This is a genomic window from Loktanella sp. F6476L, from assembly GCF_023015725.1.
In the GTDB taxonomy this organism is placed as follows: Bacteria; Pseudomonadota; Alphaproteobacteria; order Rhodobacterales; family Rhodobacteraceae; genus Yoonia.
On sequence record NZ_JALKAR010000005.1, the window covers coordinates 214,264 to 231,570 of the forward strand.

Annotated in this window: 21 protein-coding genes; 14 read left to right on the plus strand and 7 right to left on the minus strand. The window is 55.6% G+C overall.

Annotation, left to right across the window (positions count from 1 at the left end; genetic code table 11):
* The first annotated feature begins 76 nt into the window (after positions 1–76).
* The 7 genes from MWU61_RS12195 to MWU61_RS12225 all read left to right on the plus strand — a co-directional run bounded on the left by MWU61_RS12195 (position 77) and on the right by MWU61_RS12225 (position 6,763).
* On the plus strand, positions 77–1,816 hold the full coding sequence (locus tag MWU61_RS12195) for a type I secretion system permease/ATPase (protein ID WP_247128650.1): 1,740 nt from the start codon (positions 77–79) through the stop codon (positions 1,814–1,816).
* Complete coding sequence (locus MWU61_RS12200; protein WP_247128651.1) at positions 1,813–3,120, plus strand: HlyD family type I secretion periplasmic adaptor subunit; 1,308 nt, start codon at positions 1,813–1,815, stop codon at positions 3,118–3,120. Before MWU61_RS12195 ends, MWU61_RS12200 begins: the two co-directional genes overlap by 4 nt.
* A gap of 69 nt (positions 3,121–3,189) precedes the next feature.
* Positions 3,190–3,654 (plus strand): RidA family protein, encoded by a 465-nt coding sequence (locus MWU61_RS12205; RefSeq protein ID WP_247128652.1) that lies wholly within the window; start codon positions 3,190–3,192, stop codon positions 3,652–3,654.
* A complete protein-coding gene (locus MWU61_RS12210) occupies positions 3,651–4,403 on the plus strand; it encodes a glycerophosphodiester phosphodiesterase family protein (RefSeq protein WP_247128653.1) in 753 nt (250 codons plus the stop codon). Before MWU61_RS12205 ends, MWU61_RS12210 begins: the two co-directional genes overlap by 4 nt.
* 31 nt (positions 4,404–4,434) lie before the next feature.
* Positions 4,435–5,619, plus strand: coding sequence for a GNAT family N-acetyltransferase (locus tag MWU61_RS12215; protein ID WP_247128654.1), 1,185 nt, complete (start codon positions 4,435–4,437; stop codon positions 5,617–5,619).
* Positions 5,616–5,915 carry a 4a-hydroxytetrahydrobiopterin dehydratase gene (locus MWU61_RS12220; protein WP_247128655.1) on the plus strand — a complete coding sequence of 100 codons (300 nt, stop codon included), beginning with the start codon at positions 5,616–5,618 and terminating at the stop codon, positions 5,913–5,915. Before MWU61_RS12215 ends, MWU61_RS12220 begins: the two co-directional genes overlap by 4 nt.
* A 2-nt stretch (positions 5,916–5,917) precedes the next feature.
* Complete coding sequence (locus MWU61_RS12225; RefSeq protein ID WP_247128656.1) at positions 5,918–6,763, plus strand: mechanosensitive ion channel domain-containing protein; 846 nt, start codon at positions 5,918–5,920, stop codon at positions 6,761–6,763.
* Here MWU61_RS12225 and MWU61_RS12230 read toward each other — a convergent pair.
* The 3 genes from MWU61_RS12230 to MWU61_RS12240 form a co-directional block, all read right to left on the minus strand.
* Positions 6,760–7,017 carry a hypothetical protein gene (locus MWU61_RS12230; RefSeq protein ID WP_247128657.1) on the minus strand — a complete coding sequence of 86 codons (258 nt, stop codon included), beginning with the start codon at positions 7,015–7,017 and terminating at the stop codon, positions 6,760–6,762. The two genes, MWU61_RS12225 and MWU61_RS12230, sit on opposite strands and share 4 nt — an antisense overlap.
* On the minus strand, positions 6,998–7,195 hold the full coding sequence (locus MWU61_RS12235; RefSeq protein WP_247128658.1) for a hypothetical protein: 198 nt from the start codon (positions 7,193–7,195) through the stop codon (positions 6,998–7,000). The genes MWU61_RS12230 and MWU61_RS12235 overlap by 20 nt, the downstream gene beginning before the upstream one ends.
* Before the next feature lie 296 nt (positions 7,196–7,491).
* Positions 7,492–7,980 (minus strand): peroxiredoxin, encoded by a 489-nt coding sequence (locus tag MWU61_RS12240; RefSeq protein WP_247128659.1) that lies wholly within the window; start codon positions 7,978–7,980, stop codon positions 7,492–7,494.
* A gap of 85 nt (positions 7,981–8,065) precedes the next feature.
* Here MWU61_RS12240 and MWU61_RS12245 point away from each other — a divergent pair, with 85 nt between their 5' ends.
* Genes MWU61_RS12245 through MWU61_RS12255 form a run of 3 tightly spaced genes read left to right on the plus strand, consistent with a single transcriptional unit; the run spans position 8,066 to position 10,484 of the window.
* Positions 8,066–9,274: an FAD-dependent oxidoreductase gene (locus MWU61_RS12245; protein ID WP_247128660.1), complete on the plus strand. Its 1,209-nt coding sequence runs from the start codon at positions 8,066–8,068 to the stop codon at positions 9,272–9,274.
* Positions 9,271–9,828: a 16S rRNA (guanine(966)-N(2))-methyltransferase RsmD gene (rsmD, locus tag MWU61_RS12250; RefSeq protein ID WP_247128661.1), complete on the plus strand. Its 558-nt coding sequence runs from the start codon at positions 9,271–9,273 to the stop codon at positions 9,826–9,828. The genes MWU61_RS12245 and rsmD overlap by 4 nt, the downstream gene beginning before the upstream one ends.
* Positions 9,828–10,484 (plus strand): HAD family phosphatase, encoded by a 657-nt coding sequence (locus tag MWU61_RS12255; RefSeq protein ID WP_247128662.1) that lies wholly within the window; start codon positions 9,828–9,830, stop codon positions 10,482–10,484. The genes rsmD and MWU61_RS12255 overlap by 1 nt, the downstream gene beginning before the upstream one ends.
* Here MWU61_RS12255 and map read toward each other — a convergent pair.
* On the minus strand, positions 10,481–11,293 hold the full coding sequence (gene map, locus MWU61_RS12260; RefSeq protein WP_247128663.1) for a type I methionyl aminopeptidase: 813 nt from the start codon (positions 11,291–11,293) through the stop codon (positions 10,481–10,483). The genes MWU61_RS12255 and map overlap by 4 nt on opposite strands.
* 106 nt (positions 11,294–11,399) lie before the next feature.
* The gene (gene sfsA / locus MWU61_RS12265) at positions 11,400–12,101 is read right to left on the minus strand and encodes a DNA/RNA nuclease SfsA (RefSeq protein ID WP_247128664.1); all 702 of its coding nucleotides are present in this window, start codon (positions 12,099–12,101) and stop codon (positions 11,400–11,402) included.
* A 40-nt stretch (positions 12,102–12,141) separates the two neighbouring features.
* On the opposite strand from sfsA, the gene MWU61_RS12270 reads away from it, so the two are divergent.
* Genes MWU61_RS12270 through MWU61_RS12285 form a run of 4 tightly spaced genes read left to right on the plus strand, consistent with a single transcriptional unit; the run spans position 12,142 to position 15,116 of the window.
* A complete protein-coding gene (locus MWU61_RS12270) occupies positions 12,142–12,864 on the plus strand; it encodes a molybdopterin-binding protein (protein ID WP_247128665.1) in 723 nt (240 codons plus the stop codon).
* The gene (locus MWU61_RS12275) at positions 12,861–13,586 is read left to right on the plus strand and encodes a GNAT family N-acetyltransferase (RefSeq protein WP_247128666.1); all 726 of its coding nucleotides are present in this window, start codon (positions 12,861–12,863) and stop codon (positions 13,584–13,586) included. Before MWU61_RS12270 ends, MWU61_RS12275 begins: the two co-directional genes overlap by 4 nt.
* Positions 13,587–13,590: 4 nt before the next feature.
* Entirely contained in the window at positions 13,591–14,157 is a 567-nt protein-coding gene (locus tag MWU61_RS12280) for a peroxidase-related enzyme (RefSeq protein WP_247128667.1), read from the plus strand.
* Positions 14,154–15,116 carry an OmpA family protein gene (locus tag MWU61_RS12285; protein WP_247128668.1) on the plus strand — a complete coding sequence of 321 codons (963 nt, stop codon included), beginning with the start codon at positions 14,154–14,156 and terminating at the stop codon, positions 15,114–15,116. The genes MWU61_RS12280 and MWU61_RS12285 overlap by 4 nt, the downstream gene beginning before the upstream one ends.
* Positions 15,117–15,120: 4 nt before the next feature.
* On the opposite strand, the gene MWU61_RS12290 is transcribed toward MWU61_RS12285, so the two are convergent.
* Positions 15,121–15,462 (minus strand): response regulator, encoded by a 342-nt coding sequence (locus MWU61_RS12290; RefSeq protein WP_247128669.1) that lies wholly within the window; start codon positions 15,460–15,462, stop codon positions 15,121–15,123.
* A 31-nt stretch (positions 15,463–15,493) separates the two neighbouring features.
* Entirely contained in the window at positions 15,494–17,167 is a 1,674-nt protein-coding gene (locus MWU61_RS12295) for a CHASE domain-containing protein (protein ID WP_247128670.1), read from the minus strand.
* Positions 17,168–17,307 lie beyond the last annotated feature (140 nt).

Here is a 17,307-nt window from a genome sequence, read left to right on the forward strand (position 1 = left end):
CAGTGGCGTTGTTGTCTTTATCGGGTAATTGATACCCCAAGTAGTAACAAAAAATAAATAGAGCGATGAACCGCCAATGGCAGACGAATTGACAGCACAAGGTCGCGCTGAATTAATCAATGCGCGCAAACAAAGCCGGAGCCTGTATTGGATGGTCGCCGTGTTCAGTTTCTTCGTGAACATGCTGATGCTGACCGGCCCGCTTTACATGTTGAATGTATATGATCGGGTTTTGGGGTCGCGTAGCTTAGAGACGTTGATCGCCTTGTCTGTTTTGGTCGCCTTCCTTTACGGGATGATGGGGATCATGGATTACGTGCGTGGTCGGATCATGGGCCGCGTCGGGGCCCGTTTTCAGGCAACAATGGACCGCCGCGTTTTTGCGGCTGTGTTGAAAGCGTCGACGATAAACAAAGCCACGAAACAGGCGGCCACAGGTTTACGTGATCTCGAAAGCGTCCAGCGTTTGATTACATCGCCTGCCTTGATGGCTGTGTTTGATCTGCCTTGGACGCCGCTATTCTTTCTTGGCATCTTTATCTTTCACCCGTTGATGGGCCTGCTTGGCCTTGTTGGAGGCGTGATCTTGATTGGCGTTGCGATCACAAACCAACTGACCACCCGCAAACCGCTGCAAAAGGCGAATGCCGCGACCTTCCAGTCCGAAACGATGGGCGCACAGATCCGGCAGGAATCCGAAATGGTGCATGCACTTGGCATGCGCGATGCCGCGTTTAGCAGATGGCAGATCGCCCGTGGCGAAAGTCTTGATGCGACGATTGCGGCCGCTGATGGCGCGGGCACCTTTAGCGCGATGACCAAGACATTCCGGCTGTTTTTGCAATCCGCGATGCTGGGGCTTGGTGCATATCTGGTGCTACAAGGCGAACTGACGCCGGGTGCTATGATTGCCGGTTCCATCCTGCTGGGCCGCGCTTTGGCACCGATTGAATTGATCGTCGGACAGTTTGCGACGTTCCAAAAGGGCCGTGAAGGCTGGCGCAATCTGTCAACGCTTTTGGGTAATGTGCCTGCCGATGATGCTAGGACAACCCTGCCGCAACCCGCTGCCCGCATTGTCGCGGATCAGGTCACTGTGATCCCGCCGGGGGAACAGACCGCGTCACTGCGTATGATCAGCTTTGCCGTCCAGCCCGGACAAGCGGTTGGGGTGATCGGCACATCGGGTGCGGGCAAGACGACATTGGCACGTGCATTGACCGGTATCTGGCGTCCTGCAGGCGGGAAAATCCGGCTCGATGGCGCTGCGTTGGACCAGTATAACCCTGACGTTCTGGGTCAACATATTGGGTATCTGCCACAGCGCGTGCAGTTGTTTGACGGCACCATCAAAGAAAACATCGCCCGCATGTCGATGCAGCCGAATGATGCCGCCGTAGTCGAGGCCGCGAAGAAGGCGGCGGCGCATGAGATGATCCTCAAGCTACCCGATGGCTACGATACCCGCGTGGCGTCCAATGGCGGTCGTCTTTCAGGCGGTCAAATCCAGCGGATCGGGCTGGCGCGTGCGATGTATGGCAACCCTGTTGTGCTGGTGCTGGATGAACCAAATTCAAACCTTGATAACGAAGGGTCAAATGCGCTGAACAACGCGATCAAACTGACCAAAGAGGAAGGCAAGATCGTGTTTATCATGGCGCATCGTCCTGCTGCTATTCAGGAATGCGATCTGTTGTTGGTGATTGAAAACGGGGCGCGGCGTGCGTTTGGCCCGAAGGATCAGGTGCTGCAGGAGATGGTCAAGAATGCCGATCAAATCAAAAAGACGACCGGTCAAGGCGGGGGCGTATCATGAGCGAGCAAAACCCGAATAAACGGTGGTCTGTCGCCAAGCCGATGATCATTGGACTGCTGGCGATGCTGGTGCTTGTCGGCGGTTTTGGTACCTGGGCTGTCATGGCGCAGATCACAGGGGCTGTGATTGCATCCGGTCAGATCGAAGTCGACCGCAATCGCCAAGTGATCCAGCATCCTGACGGCGGTGTCGTTGAGGCGATCCTCGTGGATGAAGGCGACGTTGTTGAAGCGGGCGATCTGTTGATCCAGCTGGATTCGAATGCGTTGAAATCCGAATTGGTGATCGTCGAAGGTCAGTTGTTCGAAATCCTTGCGCGCCGTGGCCGATTGGAAGCCGAACGCGATGGAAGTGACACGATTACGTTCCCCGAAAAACTGCTCGCCTTTGATCGCCCCGAAATTGATAGCCTGATCGCAGGTCAGGAACGCTTGTTTCAGGCGCGGCTGGAATCGGCGGCCAAGACCAAGGAACAGTTAGGCCAACGGCGTGCCCAAATCGTCAGCCAGATCGCAGGCATCAAGGCCCAACAAGAAGCGTTGGAAAGTCAGAAGTCGCTGATCGTTCAGGAACTGGCCGACCAGCAAAGCCTGCTGGACCGTGGTCTTGCCCAAGCCAGCCGCGTGTCGGCGTTGCAGCGTGAACAGGCTGATATGCTGGGACGCGTTGGCGAATTGGCAGCGCTTGAAGCCCAAGCCGCAGAGCAGATCACCGAGATCGAAATCGAGGTGCTAAGCCTTGATACCACCCGTCGCGAGGAAGCCATCACGCGTCTGCGCGATCTGCAGTTCAACGAACTGGAACTGTCCGAACGTCAGCGCACGTTGACCGAACAGCTTGACCGGTTGGATATTCGTGCGCCTTTGTCCGGCATCGTGTACGGCCTGACCGTGTTTGCCGAACGATCCGTTATTCGCGCTGCTGATCCGGTGATGTTTCTTGTCCCGCAAGACCGCCCGCTGGTGATCGCCGCCCAAGTGCAACTGACCGATGTGGACCAGATTTATGTGGGCCAAGAAGCGACGATGCGCTTTTCCGCGTTTGATCAACGCCGCACGCCGGAATTATTTGGCACTGTGACGCTGATTTCGGCGGATGCGTTTCAGGACGAAAACACATCGGCTTCTTTCTACCGTGTTGAATTGCGGCTGAACGACGGTGAAATCAATCGCTTGCCCGAGGACATGACGTTGATCCCCGGTATGCCGGTGGAATCCTTCGTTCGGACCGCAGATCGCAGCCCGATGGATTACCTGATCAAACCGCTGGCTGACTACTTTGCCAAGGCATTCCGCGAGACGTGATCGCGGAGTGCATTGCGCCTGATCACGGCCAAGGATAGCGTTCCTTTAAGTTCATTAAAGGAGCACGCAATGACATCTGCGATTGAAACCAAACTTGCCGAACTCGGTGTGACGTTGCCCGAAGCCCCTGCTGCGGCGGGCAATTATGTGCCCTACGTGATTGCGGGCGACATGGTGTTTGTATCCGGCCAGATTTCGATGGATGTGACTGGTCCACTGACGGGCAAGTTGGGGGATGACTACACGGTTGATCAAGGCATGGCTGCGGCCAAAACCTGCGCGATCAACCTGCTAACCCAGTTGAAAGCCGCATGTGACGGCGATCTGGATCGGCTTGTTCGCGTTGTGAAGCTGGGTGGTTTTGTGAATTCGACCCCTGATTTCACGGATCAGCCAAAGGTTATCAACGGCGCATCTGATTTTCTGGTCGAAGCATTGGGCGACATCGGCCGTCATGCACGTGCTGCAGTCAGCGCACCAAGCCTGCCGCTGGGTGTTGCTGTCGAAATTGATGGTGTGTTTCAGATCAAATGAAACTTCCCGCAGCATTCCTAACGCGCCCTATCACACATCGGGCGTTGCATGACAAAACGGTCGGTCGCCCCGAAAATTCTATCGAGGCGATCACCGCTGCGATTGATGCAGGTTACGCAATCGAGATCGATCTACAACTGTCCAAGGACGGTGTGCCGATGGTGTTTCACGACTATCACCTTGCGCGTTTGACTGCCGGACAGGGCCCGATCACGATGCGGACGGCGGCAGAGCTTGGGCAAATCCCGTTGAGTGGTGGCAAGGCTGGCATCCCTACGTTGGCAGAGGTTTTGGCCCTTGTTGATGGCCGTGTTCCGCTGCTGATCGAGATCAAAGATCAAGACCTGAACATGGGACCGAATGTTGGATCATTGCAGCAAGCGACAGCCGATGTCTTGGCGGGCTACGCCGGCGACGTCGCTGTGATGTCGTTTAACCCGCACGCTGTGACTGCGTTTGGCGAAGCTGCCCCGCAGATCCCACGTGGTTTGGTGACCAGCAGTTATGACCCCGCCGATTGGGAACCGTTAGCTGTCGATCTGTGTGAACGGCTGCGTGAAATCCCTGATTATGACCGCACGGGCGCATCATTCATCAGTCACGAAGCACATGATCTGGACCGCCCTCGCGTCGCCGAATTGAAAGCCGCGGGTGCCAATATATTATGCTGGACGATCAAATCTGCTGAAGAGGAAACGCAAGCGCGCAAAATAGTCGATAACGTGACTTTTGAAGGCTACCTCGCTTGACCCACCGCATTTTGCGCACACATCAACCTTCATGACTGATGACGCCATAGAGATCGCCGCCCACCCCGACCTGAGCACCATTGCGCAGGCCGATTGGGACGCTTGCGCCTGTCCGGAAACGCGGGACGGCAGACCCTATGATCCCTTTACGACATATCGGTTTTTGAAGGCCATGGAAGACAGTGGATCAGTCGGGCCGGGCACCGGATGGCAGCCCCGCTATTTGACAGCAAAGCAAGGCGATCAGGTGATTGCCGTTGCGCCGCTGTACGCCAAGGGACATTCGCAGGGCGAATATATCTTCGACCACAACTGGGCTCATGCGTTCGAGAACGCAGGCGGACGCTATTACCCGAAACTACAAATGGCGGTGCCGTTTACCCCAGCCACGGGACGCCGTTTTCTGACCCGTCCGGGGTTTGAGGTCATTGGTATGTCCGCAATCGTTCAAGGCGCGATCCAGATTGCTGCCGACAACCAGCTATCGTCCGTCCATGTGACGTTTTGCACAGAGGCAGAAGCAATCGCGGGCGAAGAAATGGGCCTGTTGCCCCGCATCGGTCAGCAGTTTCATTGGGAAAACGACGGCTATGCCGATTTTGATGGTTTCCTGAACAGCCTTGCCAGCCGCAAACGCAAAAATATCCGCAAGGAACGCGCGCAGGCCAATGATTTTGGTGGCGATATCCTGATGTTGACGGGCGACGATATTCAGCCTGAACATTGGGACGCGTTCTGGCGCTTCTATCAAGACACCGGCAATCGCAAATGGGGTACGCCCTATCTGACGCGGGCGTTTTTTGATCATGCGCAGGACACCCTGCGCGACGATATGCTGCTGTCGCTGGCTGTCCGCGACGGGCAGTACATTGCCGGAGCGCTGAATTTCATCGGGCGCGAAACGCTATACGGGCGGTATTGGGGATGTGTCGAACACCACGCCTGCCTGCACTTTGAATTGTGCTATTACCGCGCGATTGAATACGCGATCGAACACGGCATGCGCCGCGTCGAAGCGGGCGCGCAAGGCGAACACAAACTCGCCCGTGGTTATCTGCCCGTGGCGACCCATTCGCTGCATTATTTCACCGATCCGGGGTTTCGCGAAGCCGTTGCCAATTACCTTGATGCGGAACGTGACGCGGTGGACAACGAGATCGAAATCCTGACGAGCTATGGCCCGTTCAAAAAGGAAAACCGAGAGGAACAGCAATGACCGAGAAATTGACCGACGCGGAACGCGAAACGCAACTTGCGCCGCTTCTTGCAAACGGCTGGGCGATGACCGATGGACGCGATGCAATCCAAAAGTCGTTTGTTTTCCGGAACTTTATTGACGCTTTCGGGTTTATGACAAAAGCCGCTATCTGGGCGGAAAAGCTGAACCACCACCCAGAGTGGTCAAATGTATACAAGACCGTCGACGTGACGCTGACGACCCATGATTGCGACGGGATCAGTGCGCTAGACGCAAAATTGGGCGCTAAGATGGACGCGCTCGCAAAGGAATAACGATGGAAGAGCTACTGAACACCGAAATCATGAACGACAAGACGGTCGCCGATGTCTTAACCATTGATTTTCTGGCCTCTATCGTGGGGTCCGTTCTGGCAGCTATCGCAATTCTGTTTATCGGTTTCGTCATCGGTGGCTGGGCACGTCGGCGGCTTGTTCATTTGGGCGAACGCCATCAGCATCTTGATGAAACGCTGTTCAATTTCCTTGGCAATATCGTCCGCTACGTCGTCATCGGCTTTGCGTTCCTGTTTGTTCTCAACACCTTTGGCGTTGAAACCACGTCCGTCGTCGCCATCATCGGTGCCGCATCTTTGGCCATTGGTCTGGCATTGCAAGGCACGCTGTCCAACATCGCTGCTGGCGTGATGATTATCTTTTTCCGTCCCATCAAGATCGGCGATTTCGTTGAAGTCGACGGTAAGATGGGGACCGTGAAAGACATTACCCTAAACTTCACGGAAATTGCGTCACTTGGGAATGTGCAGATCATCATTCCCAATTCTGACGTGTGGGGAAATACGATTGACAACTATTCCATCTACGATACCCGCCGCGCGGAATGGGAATTTGGTGTTGGGTATGGTGCCAATCTGAAAACAGCCGAAGATGTGATCCGCGATACGATCATGTCCGATCCACGGTCGCATCACGATCCCGAACCGTTCATTCAGGTGAATACGCTGAATTCCAGTTCTGTGGATTTTCTGGTGCGCGTCTGGTGTTCTTCAGCGGATTATTTTCAGTATCAGGCCGACATGAAACGTAAGGTGAAAGAAGCGCTTGATGCAGCTGATGTCGATATCCCGTTCCCAACGCGGACAATTGTGCAAAGCGAATCTTAAGCGGCTTTGTAAATGGCCGCTTTGGATGCGTCGTTTTGCATGACGTCATAAGCGCGCGTCGTCGGCGTTAAGATGATTTTGTCAGCTGCAACGGTTTCGGCCAATATGACGAGATCCATTGCGGCCAGACGGTTCACGATCTTCTGCATGCCGCGATAACGGTCATAGTGGCTGCGGTCGATTTCGTGACCCGCTGTGCCCTGAGCGACGGCTTCGATTGACTGGTTTAATATCTTAATCATCATCGGTGTCATGATCGATGCTCCGTTTATGTATTCTAACAGGCGACCCTTTGGTAAAAACATCTAGGTCGTCTTCAAATTGCTTGCGAAGCTCTTCGCGGATCAGTCGTTGTTGTTCTGAGGCCGGGACTGTACCCGCGAAGATGTTTCTTGCCTGAGGATCGATCGAAGAACTGATAAAATCATTCATGGCGTTGCCTTGTTTCGCTTACCGCGTTCAATCGTTTCCCTGAGGATGGAGTTCGATGGGAACTGCACCTCCTATTTCCCCTTAATTTGCCCCGATTATCTAGGCGCTGAACGTATAACGTTTTGCTATTTCAGGTAAAAACATATGCGAAAGGCGTATTGGCACACCGGACGATACGTCACGTCACATGTCTTCGACGGTACGCCGGTTAAATTGACCAGTAGCGCTAGACACACAAAAAAGGCCCCCTGCGACAATGTCGCAAGGGGCCGTTAGAATCGTTTCTGAGCAACCAGTTAGATGCTGGCGAGCAGCGCTTCCCCACCTGAGATATCGCATTCGCCGGGGCTTGCTTCTTCGCCCAGCGCTGTGACGACGCCGTTTTCGACAACCATCGCATACCGTTTGGATCGTCCGATCAGGCCCGCAGGTGGTGCTGTGAAATCCATGCCGATGGCCTTGGTGAACGCGCCTTCGGCGTCGCCTAGCATCGTGATACCAGCGTCGGCCGCACCCGTGCTTTTGCCCCACGCGTCCATGACAAACGGATCGTTGACAGATACGCAGATGATTTCGTCCACACCTTTGGCTGCGAAATCGTCTTTGGTCCGCATAAAGCTAGGCACGTGCGACGTGGTGCAAACGCCGGTGTAGGCACCCGGAAGACCAAAAATGACGACCTTCCGGTCTTTCAATTTGTCAGCCATTTGTACGCCAGTCGGGCCTTCGTCGCCCATGTAAAGCAAAGTCGCGTCGGGCAAAGTGGCCCCAATTGAAATCGTCATGTTTGTATCCTTGTTTCGATTGCACCTGTTGTTGCCAACAATATAGGTTTGAGGGGTAATCAAGACCAGTTCAAGGACCAAACATATGCCACATGTCGTCGTTATCGGTGCGGGCCAAGCCGGATCATCATGTGTGGCAAAGCTGCGCGCGGAAGGATTCGATGGCGACATCACGCTTGTCGGTGGTGAACCAGTGCCCCCCTATCAACGCCCACCCTTGTCCAAGGCGTATCTGCTCGGCGATATGGCCGAAGAACGTTTGTACCTGCGCCCTGCCAGTTTCTATGCCGACAACACCATCGATCTGCGTTTGTCTACGCGCGCGACGGCGATTGATCCGGTGGGTAAAACTGTGACGTTGGAGAATACCGACGTTTTGACCTACGATCATCTTGTTCTAACGACCGGATCGCATCCCCGCACATTGCCCAGCGCGATTGGCGGCGATCTGGGGAATGTATTCAGCGTCCGCGATCTGGCGGATGCTGATGCAATGGCGCCTGCGTTTTCTGACGGGAAAAAGGCCCTGATCATCGGCGGTGGGTATATCGGGCTGGAAGCGGCAGCCGTGGCGGCCAAACGCGGGGTTTCCGTGACCTTGGTCGAGATGGCAGACCGAATTCTGCAACGTGTCGCGGCCCCTGAAACCGCTGACTACTTCCGCGACCTGCATGCGTCGCATGGCGTGAACATCGTTGAAGGCGTCGGCCTAGAGCGTTTGATCGGCGATGACGTGGTGACCGGCGCTGTCCTGACCGACGGCACGACGCTTGATATTGATTTTGCAGTTGTCGGCGTCGGCATTGCGCCCGCCACAATCCTTGCTGAAGGTGCTGGTCTAACCATCGACAACGGGATCGCGACGAATAGCTTTGGGCAAACATCCGACCCTGCGATTTGGGCTGCTGGCGACTGTGCCTCTGCCCCGCTGGACGGTCATCAGATCCGCATCGAAAGTGTCGGCAACGCGATTGACCAGGCCGAAGTCGTGGCAAAGAATATCGCCGGGATCGAAACGCCCTATGTGCCGAAGCCTTGGTTCTGGTCCGATCAATACAATTGCAAACTTCAGATTGCGGGTTTGAATATCGGCTATGACGCCGTTTACGTGCGTAAAACCGGCGATGCCCAGTCGCATTGGTACTACAAGGGTGACCAATTGATTGCCGTGGATGCGATGAACGATCCGCGCAACTACATGATCGGCAAGCGCCTGATTGAAGCGGGCAAAAGTCCCGCGCCTGACCTGATCATTGACCCCGATACGGATATGAAAGCGTTGCTGAAAGCATGAGGATCATCGGCGGGCAGCATCGCGGATTGACCCTTGCAGATGTCGGGAAAGGTGATGCTGCGGCCCACTTGCGCCCCACATCGGACCGCGTGCGCGAAAGCCTGTTCAACGTGTTGCAGGGCGGCAAATACGGCAACCCGATAGACGGGGCACGTGTGCTGGACCTATTCGCGGGGACAGGTGCGCTAGGGCTTGAAGCGTTGTCGCGCGGGGCCGCGTTCACGACCTTTGTGGACAGCGGGCGCGTGGCACAAAAACTGATCGCGACAAACATCGACAAATGTAGACGGGCCGCAGACACCAAGATGCTGGCATGTGACGTGACCCAATTGCCAGACGCGGATGAACCCTGCGACCTGATCTTTGCGGACCCCCCTTACGGTCAGGGCCTTGGTCCGGCTGCACTCCGATCCGCGCGCGCATCAGGCTGGATCGCCGATGACGCGCTGATTGTACTGGAAGACAACACCGCCCTGCCTGCCCCACCGGGGTTTCGGAAACTGGACCAACGGCGCTATGGCGACACGTGGATCACCCTGCTGGAGCTGAACTGATGACCGTAAAACTTGTAATCTTCGATTGCGATGGCGTCTTGGTGGATACCGAACCGACGACGAATATCGTGATCGCGGAAAACCTGTCGCGCTACGGATTGGAGATTTCAGTTAAAGACGTGGATACTCTGTTTGTCGGCGGCACCATGGCGGGTGTCATGACAACGGCGCGCGGCATGGGGGCAGCGTTGCCGGACAGATGGCTAGACGAAATCTACAGCGAAATGTTCGCGGCCCTTTCGAAAGGCGTGGAGGTTTTCGATGACGTGCATGTGTTCCTCAATCAGTTAGAGGCTGCAGGCATCGCCACCGCAATCGCATCGAACGGCCCGCCCAAGAAAATGGCGATATCGTTGACGCCGTCAGGGTTGATTGACCGTTTCGGGGACCGGATTTATTCCGGCCATGACTATGTTCCGAAACCCGATCCGGCGATGATCCATCATGCGATGAAGATTGCGGGTGTAACGCCTGCAGAAACGGTGTTCATCGACGACAGCCCTACGGGGGCGAGTGCAGGCATCGCCGCAGGTGTGCGCACCTTCGGATTTGACCCAAGCGGCAGTTTTGCCCACCTCGCACGTGTGGATGTCGAAAAGGTCAGATCGATGCGCGACATCGCTGGCTTGATCGGCGTCACGATGCCGCCTGCTTAGATCTCGTAGGTCGGGTGAAATTTACCGGCAGGGGACAACGTGAAAATCTCGGCGCCCTGTGCGGTGATCCCGATGGAATGCTCGAACTGCGCAGACAGGCTTTTGTCGCGGGTCACGGCGGTCCAGTCATCAGCGAGAACCTTGGTTTCTGGACGGCCCAGATTGATCATCGGCTCGATGGTAAAGAACATGCCTTCTTCCAGCACAGGACCGGTGCCCGCGCGACCATAATGCAGCACATTTGGCGGGGCGTGGAATACGCGGCCCAGGCCATGACCGCAAAAATCGCGGACCACAGACATGCGATTGCTTTCGGCGTAAACCTGAATGGCATGACCAATATCGCCAAACGTATTGCCGGGCTTCGCAGCCTCAATGCCCTTCATCAGCGCATCATGCGTGACCTGCACCAGACGTTCCGCCTTGCGCGACATTTTACCGGCGACATACATCCGCGACGTATCGCCGAACCATCCGTCAACGATGACCGTGACGTCGATGTTGAGAATATCACCGTCTTTCAGCGTCTTTTCACCGGGAATTCCGTGACACACGACGTGGTTCACGGAAATGCAGCTTGCGTGCTGATAGCCCTTGTAGCCAATCGTCGCCGATGTCGCGCCAGCCAGCTCAACCTGGTCCGTGATAAACTGATCCAAAGCAGCGGTCGACACACCGGGGGCGACCAAAGCCGCCACATCATCCAGAATTTGGGCAGCCAAGCGGCCAGCCTTGTTCATGCCCGCAAAATCGCTTGGCTCGTAAATCCGAATACCATCTTTGGTCACGCGGCCGTTATTCGTCATCATCTCGTCCTCAACACGTTTCCCGCGACATAAGCGATCATGCCCAACAAAACCAGTAGGGCAACCGCCCCAATTCTTTTGGTCTTAAATATCCCCGCCGGAGGCATCCTTACAGATCAACAAAATCCAACGGATTGCGAATGTCCACACCATCCTGCGAAATCGCGCAATCAAACACCATCACCTCAACACCTGCGGCCTGCGCTTCGCGAAAGGCCCGCGCATAGGCGGCGTCGATGTCTGCGGCGAGGGTGAAGCCCGCGCAATCCGTACGTTGCACCAAATACAACATCACAGCGCGGTGGCTCTGCCGGACCATTTCAGACAATTCGGCCAGATGTTTCGCACCGCGTTTGGTCACCGAATCTGGAAACTCAGCGAGCCCTTTGGTCCGCGAAAGCGTCACGCTTTTCACCTCGACGTACGTATCCGGCCCCTGCCCCGTTAGCAGAAAATCGATCCGCGAATTTTCACCGTATTTCACTTCGGGTCGCACAAGATCGTAGTCGAACCCCGGCACCTCATGCGCCATAAACGCGGCTTTCAGCGCACGGTTTGGCACGGACGTGTCCACGCCAGTGAAATGCCCGTTTTCGTGATCCACCAGCCGCCAGCCGTATTTCAGCTTTTTCTTAGGGTCGTCGTTTGGTTCCAGCCACACTTTCATCCCCGGTTCCGCCAGCCCCATCATGGATCCGGGGTTCGCACAATGCGCCACAACCTGCGTTCCGTCCTCCAATGTCATATCGGACAGGAACCGTTTGTAACGTTTGATCAATCGGGCGGGGATAAGGGGTGTGGCAAACTGCATGGACAGCCCTATAACATGGTCGTAACCAAGGAGACCACCAATGCCCAATCCCACAGCCGCAATGCTCGTCATTGGTGACGAAATCCTGTCGGGCCGCACACGCGACGCCAATATGCATTATCTGGCAGGTCAGCTGACCGAGGCAGGTATCGACCTGAAAGAAGTCCGCGTGGTCAGCGACGATGCCCCTGCAATTGTCGCGGCTCTGAAGGCGTTGTCTGCCGCCTATGATACCGTCTTTACCAGTGGCGGGATCGGCCCGACCCATGACGATATTACGGCGGATTGCATCGCCGCTGCGTTTGACGATCACATCGACGTTCGCGACGATGCTCGTGCTTTGCTACAAGCACACTATGACCGCAGCGGACAGGAATTGAATGATGCCCGCCTGCGTATGGCCCGCATCCCCGACAGCGCTACGCTGATCGACAACCCTGTCAGTACCGCGCCCGGTTTTACCGTCCAGAACGTGCATGTCATGGCGGGCGTGCCGTCGGTCTTTCAGGCCATGGTGGCGAGCGTTTTGCCGACCCTGACTGGCGGTGCGCCACTATTGTCCCGCACGTTGCGCGTTGATCGTGGTGAAGGCGATATTGCAGGCCCGTTGGGGCAATTTGCACAGACCTATATTGATCTTTCTGTCGGGTCCTATCCGTTCCAGAAAGACGGGAAATACGGGTCAAACGTTGTTGTTCGTGGCGCTGATGCAACGCGTTTAGATGGCGCGATGGCAGAGCTGGCGAAGATATTTCCCGCATGAACCTGCCCGATGCCCAGACCGTTTGCGATGCACTTGATGTAACATGGCCAGCTGCTGCGAAATCCGCTGTGCCGGGCTTCACCATTCGCGAAGGCAAGGGCGGCGGCCAACGGGTCAGTGCTGCGACAACGGTTGGTGCATTCGATCCCACACAGATCGCGGGTGCAGAGGACGCGATGCGTGCGCTTGGTCAGGTCCCGTTGTTCATGATCAGATCCGGTGATGATGCTTTGTCGGTCCATCTGGATAACGCGGGCTACGTCGAAAAAGACACCACGCTTTTGTACGCGATTCCATCGGCCGACATCACGGATGTGAAGCCCCCGCCCGTGACCAGTTTTCAGGTCTGGCCGCCGCTTGCCACCCAACGCGAGATTTGGGCGGAAGGCGGGACGGGTCCAGCCAGATTAGCCGTGATGGACCGCGCGGATTGTCCGAAGGCGACGTTTCTTGGGCGCGTGAATGATCGCCCCGCAGGCACCGCCTTTGCGGGTGTCGCGAATGATTGCACGATGCTGCATTCGCTTGAGGTGCTGCAAAACGACCGTCGACAGGGGCTTGCCGCGAATTTGACCCGTGCCAGTGCCATTTGGGGACAATCGCAGGGTGCAAAGTGGTTCACTTTGGCCGCTGTGGCGGCGAACGCCGGTGCAAATGCGCTCTACACTTCCCTCGGGATGCAGGTTGTGGGACAGTACCACTATCGTATCAAACCGGACTGAATACATGACCGACAAAGTGACTGCCCTTGATCTTCCGATGGTTGACCCGTTGCCCGCAGACACCCAGAAATATTTCGACATCTGCCAAGACAAACTGGGCATGATCCCGAATGTGTTGCAGGCCTATGCGTTCGACATCGACAAACTGAACGCCTTTACGACGCTTTATAATGACCTGATGCTTGCAGACAGCGGATTGACCAAGCTGGAACGCGAGATGATCGCCGTGGTCGTGTCGTCGATCAACAAGTGTTTCTATTGCCTGACCGCCCATGGGGCCGCTGTGCGCGAATTGTCCGGTGATCCCAAATTGGGCGAGATGCTGGTGATGAACTGGCGCGTTGCTGATCTGGACGCCCGCCAAACGGCCATGTGCCTGTTTGCGGAAAAGATCACTATGGCGAGCGCGACGATCGTCGAAGAAGACCGCGACGCGTTGCGCAATGTCGGTTTTACGGATCGTGACATTTGGGACATTGCCAATGTCGCTGGCTTTTTCAACATGACCAACCGCGTGGCGTCGGCCACCGATATGCGCCCGAATGACGGGTATCACAGCCAGTCACGATGATCCCTGCTGTTCCCCTTCTTGCTGCGTTATGCTTGCCTTGCCTCGCGGCAGCGCAAGATTTGCGGCTACCGGGGAACGCCGTTGCCACCTATCAGGAAGCAGGTGCGCCGAACACGTTGATGATTGCGACGGGGCCATGGACAGATGGGGCGGTCCCCAATGCCATTGCAGAAGGCACAGTTGCGCAGGGCGCTTGGAAAATCTCGGTGGCGGGACTGACCACGTTGCAAATCTTGCAGCCGCTTCGCGATCAATTGTTGGCCGACGGGTATACAGAAATTTTCACCTGCGAGGGTGACGCTTGTGGCGGGTTCGATTTTCGCTTTGCGCTGGACGTGCTGCCGCCACCTGACATGCAGGTGAACTTAGGTGATTTCAGATACTGGGCGGGTGTCAAAGATGGTGACAAAGGGTCGGAACATACCGTCCTGCTGATCAGCCAAATCGCGCGAGCGGCCTATGTCCAGATTGACCGTGTTTCGAACGACGGCGATCTGGGGCGCGTTTCCAGTCGGGGCAGTTCCGTTGTGGCCGCCACCACGCCATCATCCAGTCCCGCCAACAACGCACCACCCACGGATATGGCCACGGCGCTGACCCAGATTGGCCGCGCGGTGCTGACCGATCTTAGCTTTGTTCCCGGGTCGTCCGATTTGGCGGATGGGCCTTATGCATCGCTTGAAACGCTTGCTGCTTACCTGCGCGCGCACCCTGATTTGCAGATTGCCTTGGTAGGCCACACCGATTCCGCGGGATCGTTGGAAGGTAATATCAGCCTATCCAAACGGCGCGCCCGCGCGGTCAGGCAACGCCTGATCGACAGCTACGACATTCCGGGTCGCCAATTAGCGGCAGAGGGAATGGGGTATCTGTCACCGGTTGGCAGCAATCTGACCGAAGCTGGCCGCGATGCGAACCGCAGGGTCGAAGCGATTGTGACCAGCACAGAGGCCAATTGATCCCCTAAACGGCGGTCAACAGATCAACGAGATCTTCCGCCTGAAATGGTTTTGTGACGGATGCTTGCCCCCGAAACACCTGCGGCCATTGATCATCGGAATACCCCGACGCCACCACAAAGGGGATCGAGAGCGATTGAAGGCGTTGTGCGACCGGTTCTGACGTCCCGTGCCCCAAATTAATGTCCAGAACCGCCGCATCGCATCCTTCTTTTTCGAAGGCTACCAATGCCTGAGCGGCAGAAATACAGGGGCCGATGACTTCGAAACCGGATGCTTCAAGCTGTTCAGCCAAATCGAGTCCCAAAAGGACATCGTCTTCGACAATCAAGATACGTTTCGTCAAAACACCAACCCAAATACCGATAGAGCCATTTCTAATCCAACTTAGCTAAACTGGATGCCGGACACGCGAGGTGCCATTCAAACCCTTCGGGCTGAAATCTTGTTTCGATTTCGCCTTCTAACGACAGTTTAACCATTGTTCCGGTGACTTTGGAACCGAACCCTTTCGTTTCGGGCGCCACGACCGGCGGTCCACCGCTTTCGACCCAGTGTAGTTCAAACATGGCTTGGGGGCCGGTTCCCGTGGTGGTCCAGTCAACATTCACCACCCCGACATCATTCGACAAGGCACCATATTTGGTCGCGTTGGTCGCCAATTCGTGGATCGCCATACTGATCGTTTGCGCGTTCGCAGCGTTCAGCAGAGTTTTCGGTCCGGTCAACACGATCCGCGATCCGATTAAATCCTTGAAGTGCCCAAGCTGCGACGTGATCAAATCCTGTAGATCGACGTCTTCCCAATTATTGCGCACCAGCAAATCCTGACTTGCTGACAACGACGTCAGCCGACGGGAAAACGATTTGGAAAAATCTTGCGGGTTGCTGGCGCTGGTTTGACGCGCAATGGCTTGGATCAAGCTGAGCAGGTTCTTGGAGCGGTGGTTCACCTCTTTCATCAACAAGGCAATTTGCGCATTCCCCTTCGCCAATGCATCCGCTGCCCGCTGGCTTTCACGGTTACGCACCGCCTGCCCCCACACCAGAAATGTCAGAAGCATCGACATCAATACGCCCGTCAGCAGAACAATAATGTGGCTGTTCAGTGCGGTGGCCTTTTCAAACACGCTGGTGGATGTCGCCATTAGCCGCCACGTTTTGCCATACATTGAAAAGGTGTTTTCAGATTCAAAGACCGGTGTGTGATCCGGTTCAGGCATGTCCTGATACATTGAAAGCAGTTCACCTTCGGGAGTCACTTCGAACAGGCTGACATCTTTGCGGTAAAGCCCTTCGCCATCGAAATTGGCCTTCAGGATGGTTTCCATCAAATCCTTGATGCGGAAGACGCTGACGATCAAACCTTTGGCTTTTTCGCGTTGCGTTGCCATCGCTGTGGTTGTGCGATCAAAGATCGGCAAAACGACCAAAACGCCGGCTTTCGTTTCGTCGTTCAGGCTTTCGTCGTCCTGCACCAACGTGATTTTTGACGTCATGCTAGGTTCACCCAGCAGCAGCGCCCGATCGACGGCTGCTCGTCGGTTCGTTTCCGAATAAATATCAAACCCCAACGCGGGCCGATTGCGTCCGATAAAAGGTTCCAGATACAAAACCGGCGCATAAATAGGACGTTCGCCATCGGGCCTGAGATCGAATTCAGCCCAGTCATTCGCCTGAACATCAGCAACCAATGCGTCCACCTCTGCACGGTCATGCAAAATGGCGTTGAAGCTAAGACCCTGAATACCGGGATAATTTTCTTCGAGCTTGAGGTTTGAAACGTAATCCTGCCAAACGGTTCGATCAACGTTTTCGGTCGCTTCAAACAGCGCCACGCCGCTGCGTAGGACCTGTGCATAGGCATCAAAAGTTGTGCGCAGGCTGGTTTCGATTACGCCTGCTTCCTGCTCGAACCGGACCAAGCCAGTTTGATAGTTTCGCTGTTTTTCATACAGCGTCAGCGCCAAAGTTGCGGCCATTGATATCGCGAAAACAAACGCCACGATCCACGGGTCTCGGCGTCTGCGGTAGGCTTCACTAGACTTCATCAAAGCCCTTTCCATCATCGGTCTACTTTATGCGCGTCCAGAATTGCGAGACCACAATCATAACGTGCATACCACCATAGAAACGGAACCTGAGCCCGTCAATTCCCGAATGGCCGCTAACCAAGCAACTTTAAACAGAA

Excerpts from the sequence above, each read along its gene's own strand:
- MWU61_RS12195 (WP_247128650.1), top strand. The coding sequence starts at position 77 with ATGGCAGACGAATTGACAGCACAAGGTCGCGCTGAATTAATCAATGCG.
- MWU61_RS12200 (WP_247128651.1), top strand. The coding sequence starts at position 1,813 with ATGAGCGAGCAAAACCCGAATAAACGGTGGTCTGTCGCCAAGCCGATG.
- MWU61_RS12205 (WP_247128652.1), top strand. The coding sequence starts at position 3,190 with ATGACATCTGCGATTGAAACCAAACTTGCCGAACTCGGTGTGACGTTG.
- MWU61_RS12210 (WP_247128653.1), top strand. The coding sequence starts at position 3,651 with ATGAAACTTCCCGCAGCATTCCTAACGCGCCCTATCACACATCGGGCG.
- MWU61_RS12215 (WP_247128654.1), top strand. The coding sequence starts at position 4,435 with ATGACTGATGACGCCATAGAGATCGCCGCCCACCCCGACCTGAGCACC.
- MWU61_RS12220 (WP_247128655.1), top strand. The coding sequence starts at position 5,616 with ATGACCGAGAAATTGACCGACGCGGAACGCGAAACGCAACTTGCGCCG.
- MWU61_RS12225 (WP_247128656.1), top strand. The coding sequence starts at position 5,918 with ATGGAAGAGCTACTGAACACCGAAATCATGAACGACAAGACGGTCGCC.
- MWU61_RS12230 (WP_247128657.1), bottom strand. The coding sequence starts at position 7,017 with ATGACACCGATGATGATTAAGATATTAAACCAGTCAATCGAAGCCGTC.
- MWU61_RS12235 (WP_247128658.1), bottom strand. The coding sequence starts at position 7,195 with ATGAATGATTTTATCAGTTCTTCGATCGATCCTCAGGCAAGAAACATC.
- MWU61_RS12240 (WP_247128659.1), bottom strand. The coding sequence starts at position 7,980 with ATGACGATTTCAATTGGGGCCACTTTGCCCGACGCGACTTTGCTTTAC.
- MWU61_RS12245 (WP_247128660.1), top strand. The coding sequence starts at position 8,066 with ATGCCACATGTCGTCGTTATCGGTGCGGGCCAAGCCGGATCATCATGT.
- rsmD (WP_247128661.1), top strand. The coding sequence starts at position 9,271 with ATGAGGATCATCGGCGGGCAGCATCGCGGATTGACCCTTGCAGATGTC.
- MWU61_RS12255 (WP_247128662.1), top strand. The coding sequence starts at position 9,828 with ATGACCGTAAAACTTGTAATCTTCGATTGCGATGGCGTCTTGGTGGAT.
- map (WP_247128663.1), bottom strand. The coding sequence starts at position 11,293 with ATGATGACGAATAACGGCCGCGTGACCAAAGATGGTATTCGGATTTAC.
- sfsA (WP_247128664.1), bottom strand. The coding sequence starts at position 12,101 with ATGCAGTTTGCCACACCCCTTATCCCCGCCCGATTGATCAAACGTTAC.
- MWU61_RS12270 (WP_247128665.1), top strand. The coding sequence starts at position 12,142 with ATGCCCAATCCCACAGCCGCAATGCTCGTCATTGGTGACGAAATCCTG.
- MWU61_RS12275 (WP_247128666.1), top strand. The coding sequence starts at position 12,861 with ATGAACCTGCCCGATGCCCAGACCGTTTGCGATGCACTTGATGTAACA.
- MWU61_RS12280 (WP_247128667.1), top strand. The coding sequence starts at position 13,591 with ATGACCGACAAAGTGACTGCCCTTGATCTTCCGATGGTTGACCCGTTG.
- MWU61_RS12285 (WP_247128668.1), top strand. The coding sequence starts at position 14,154 with ATGATCCCTGCTGTTCCCCTTCTTGCTGCGTTATGCTTGCCTTGCCTC.
- MWU61_RS12295 (WP_247128670.1), bottom strand. The coding sequence starts at position 17,167 with ATGAAGTCTAGTGAAGCCTACCGCAGACGCCGAGACCCGTGGATCGTG.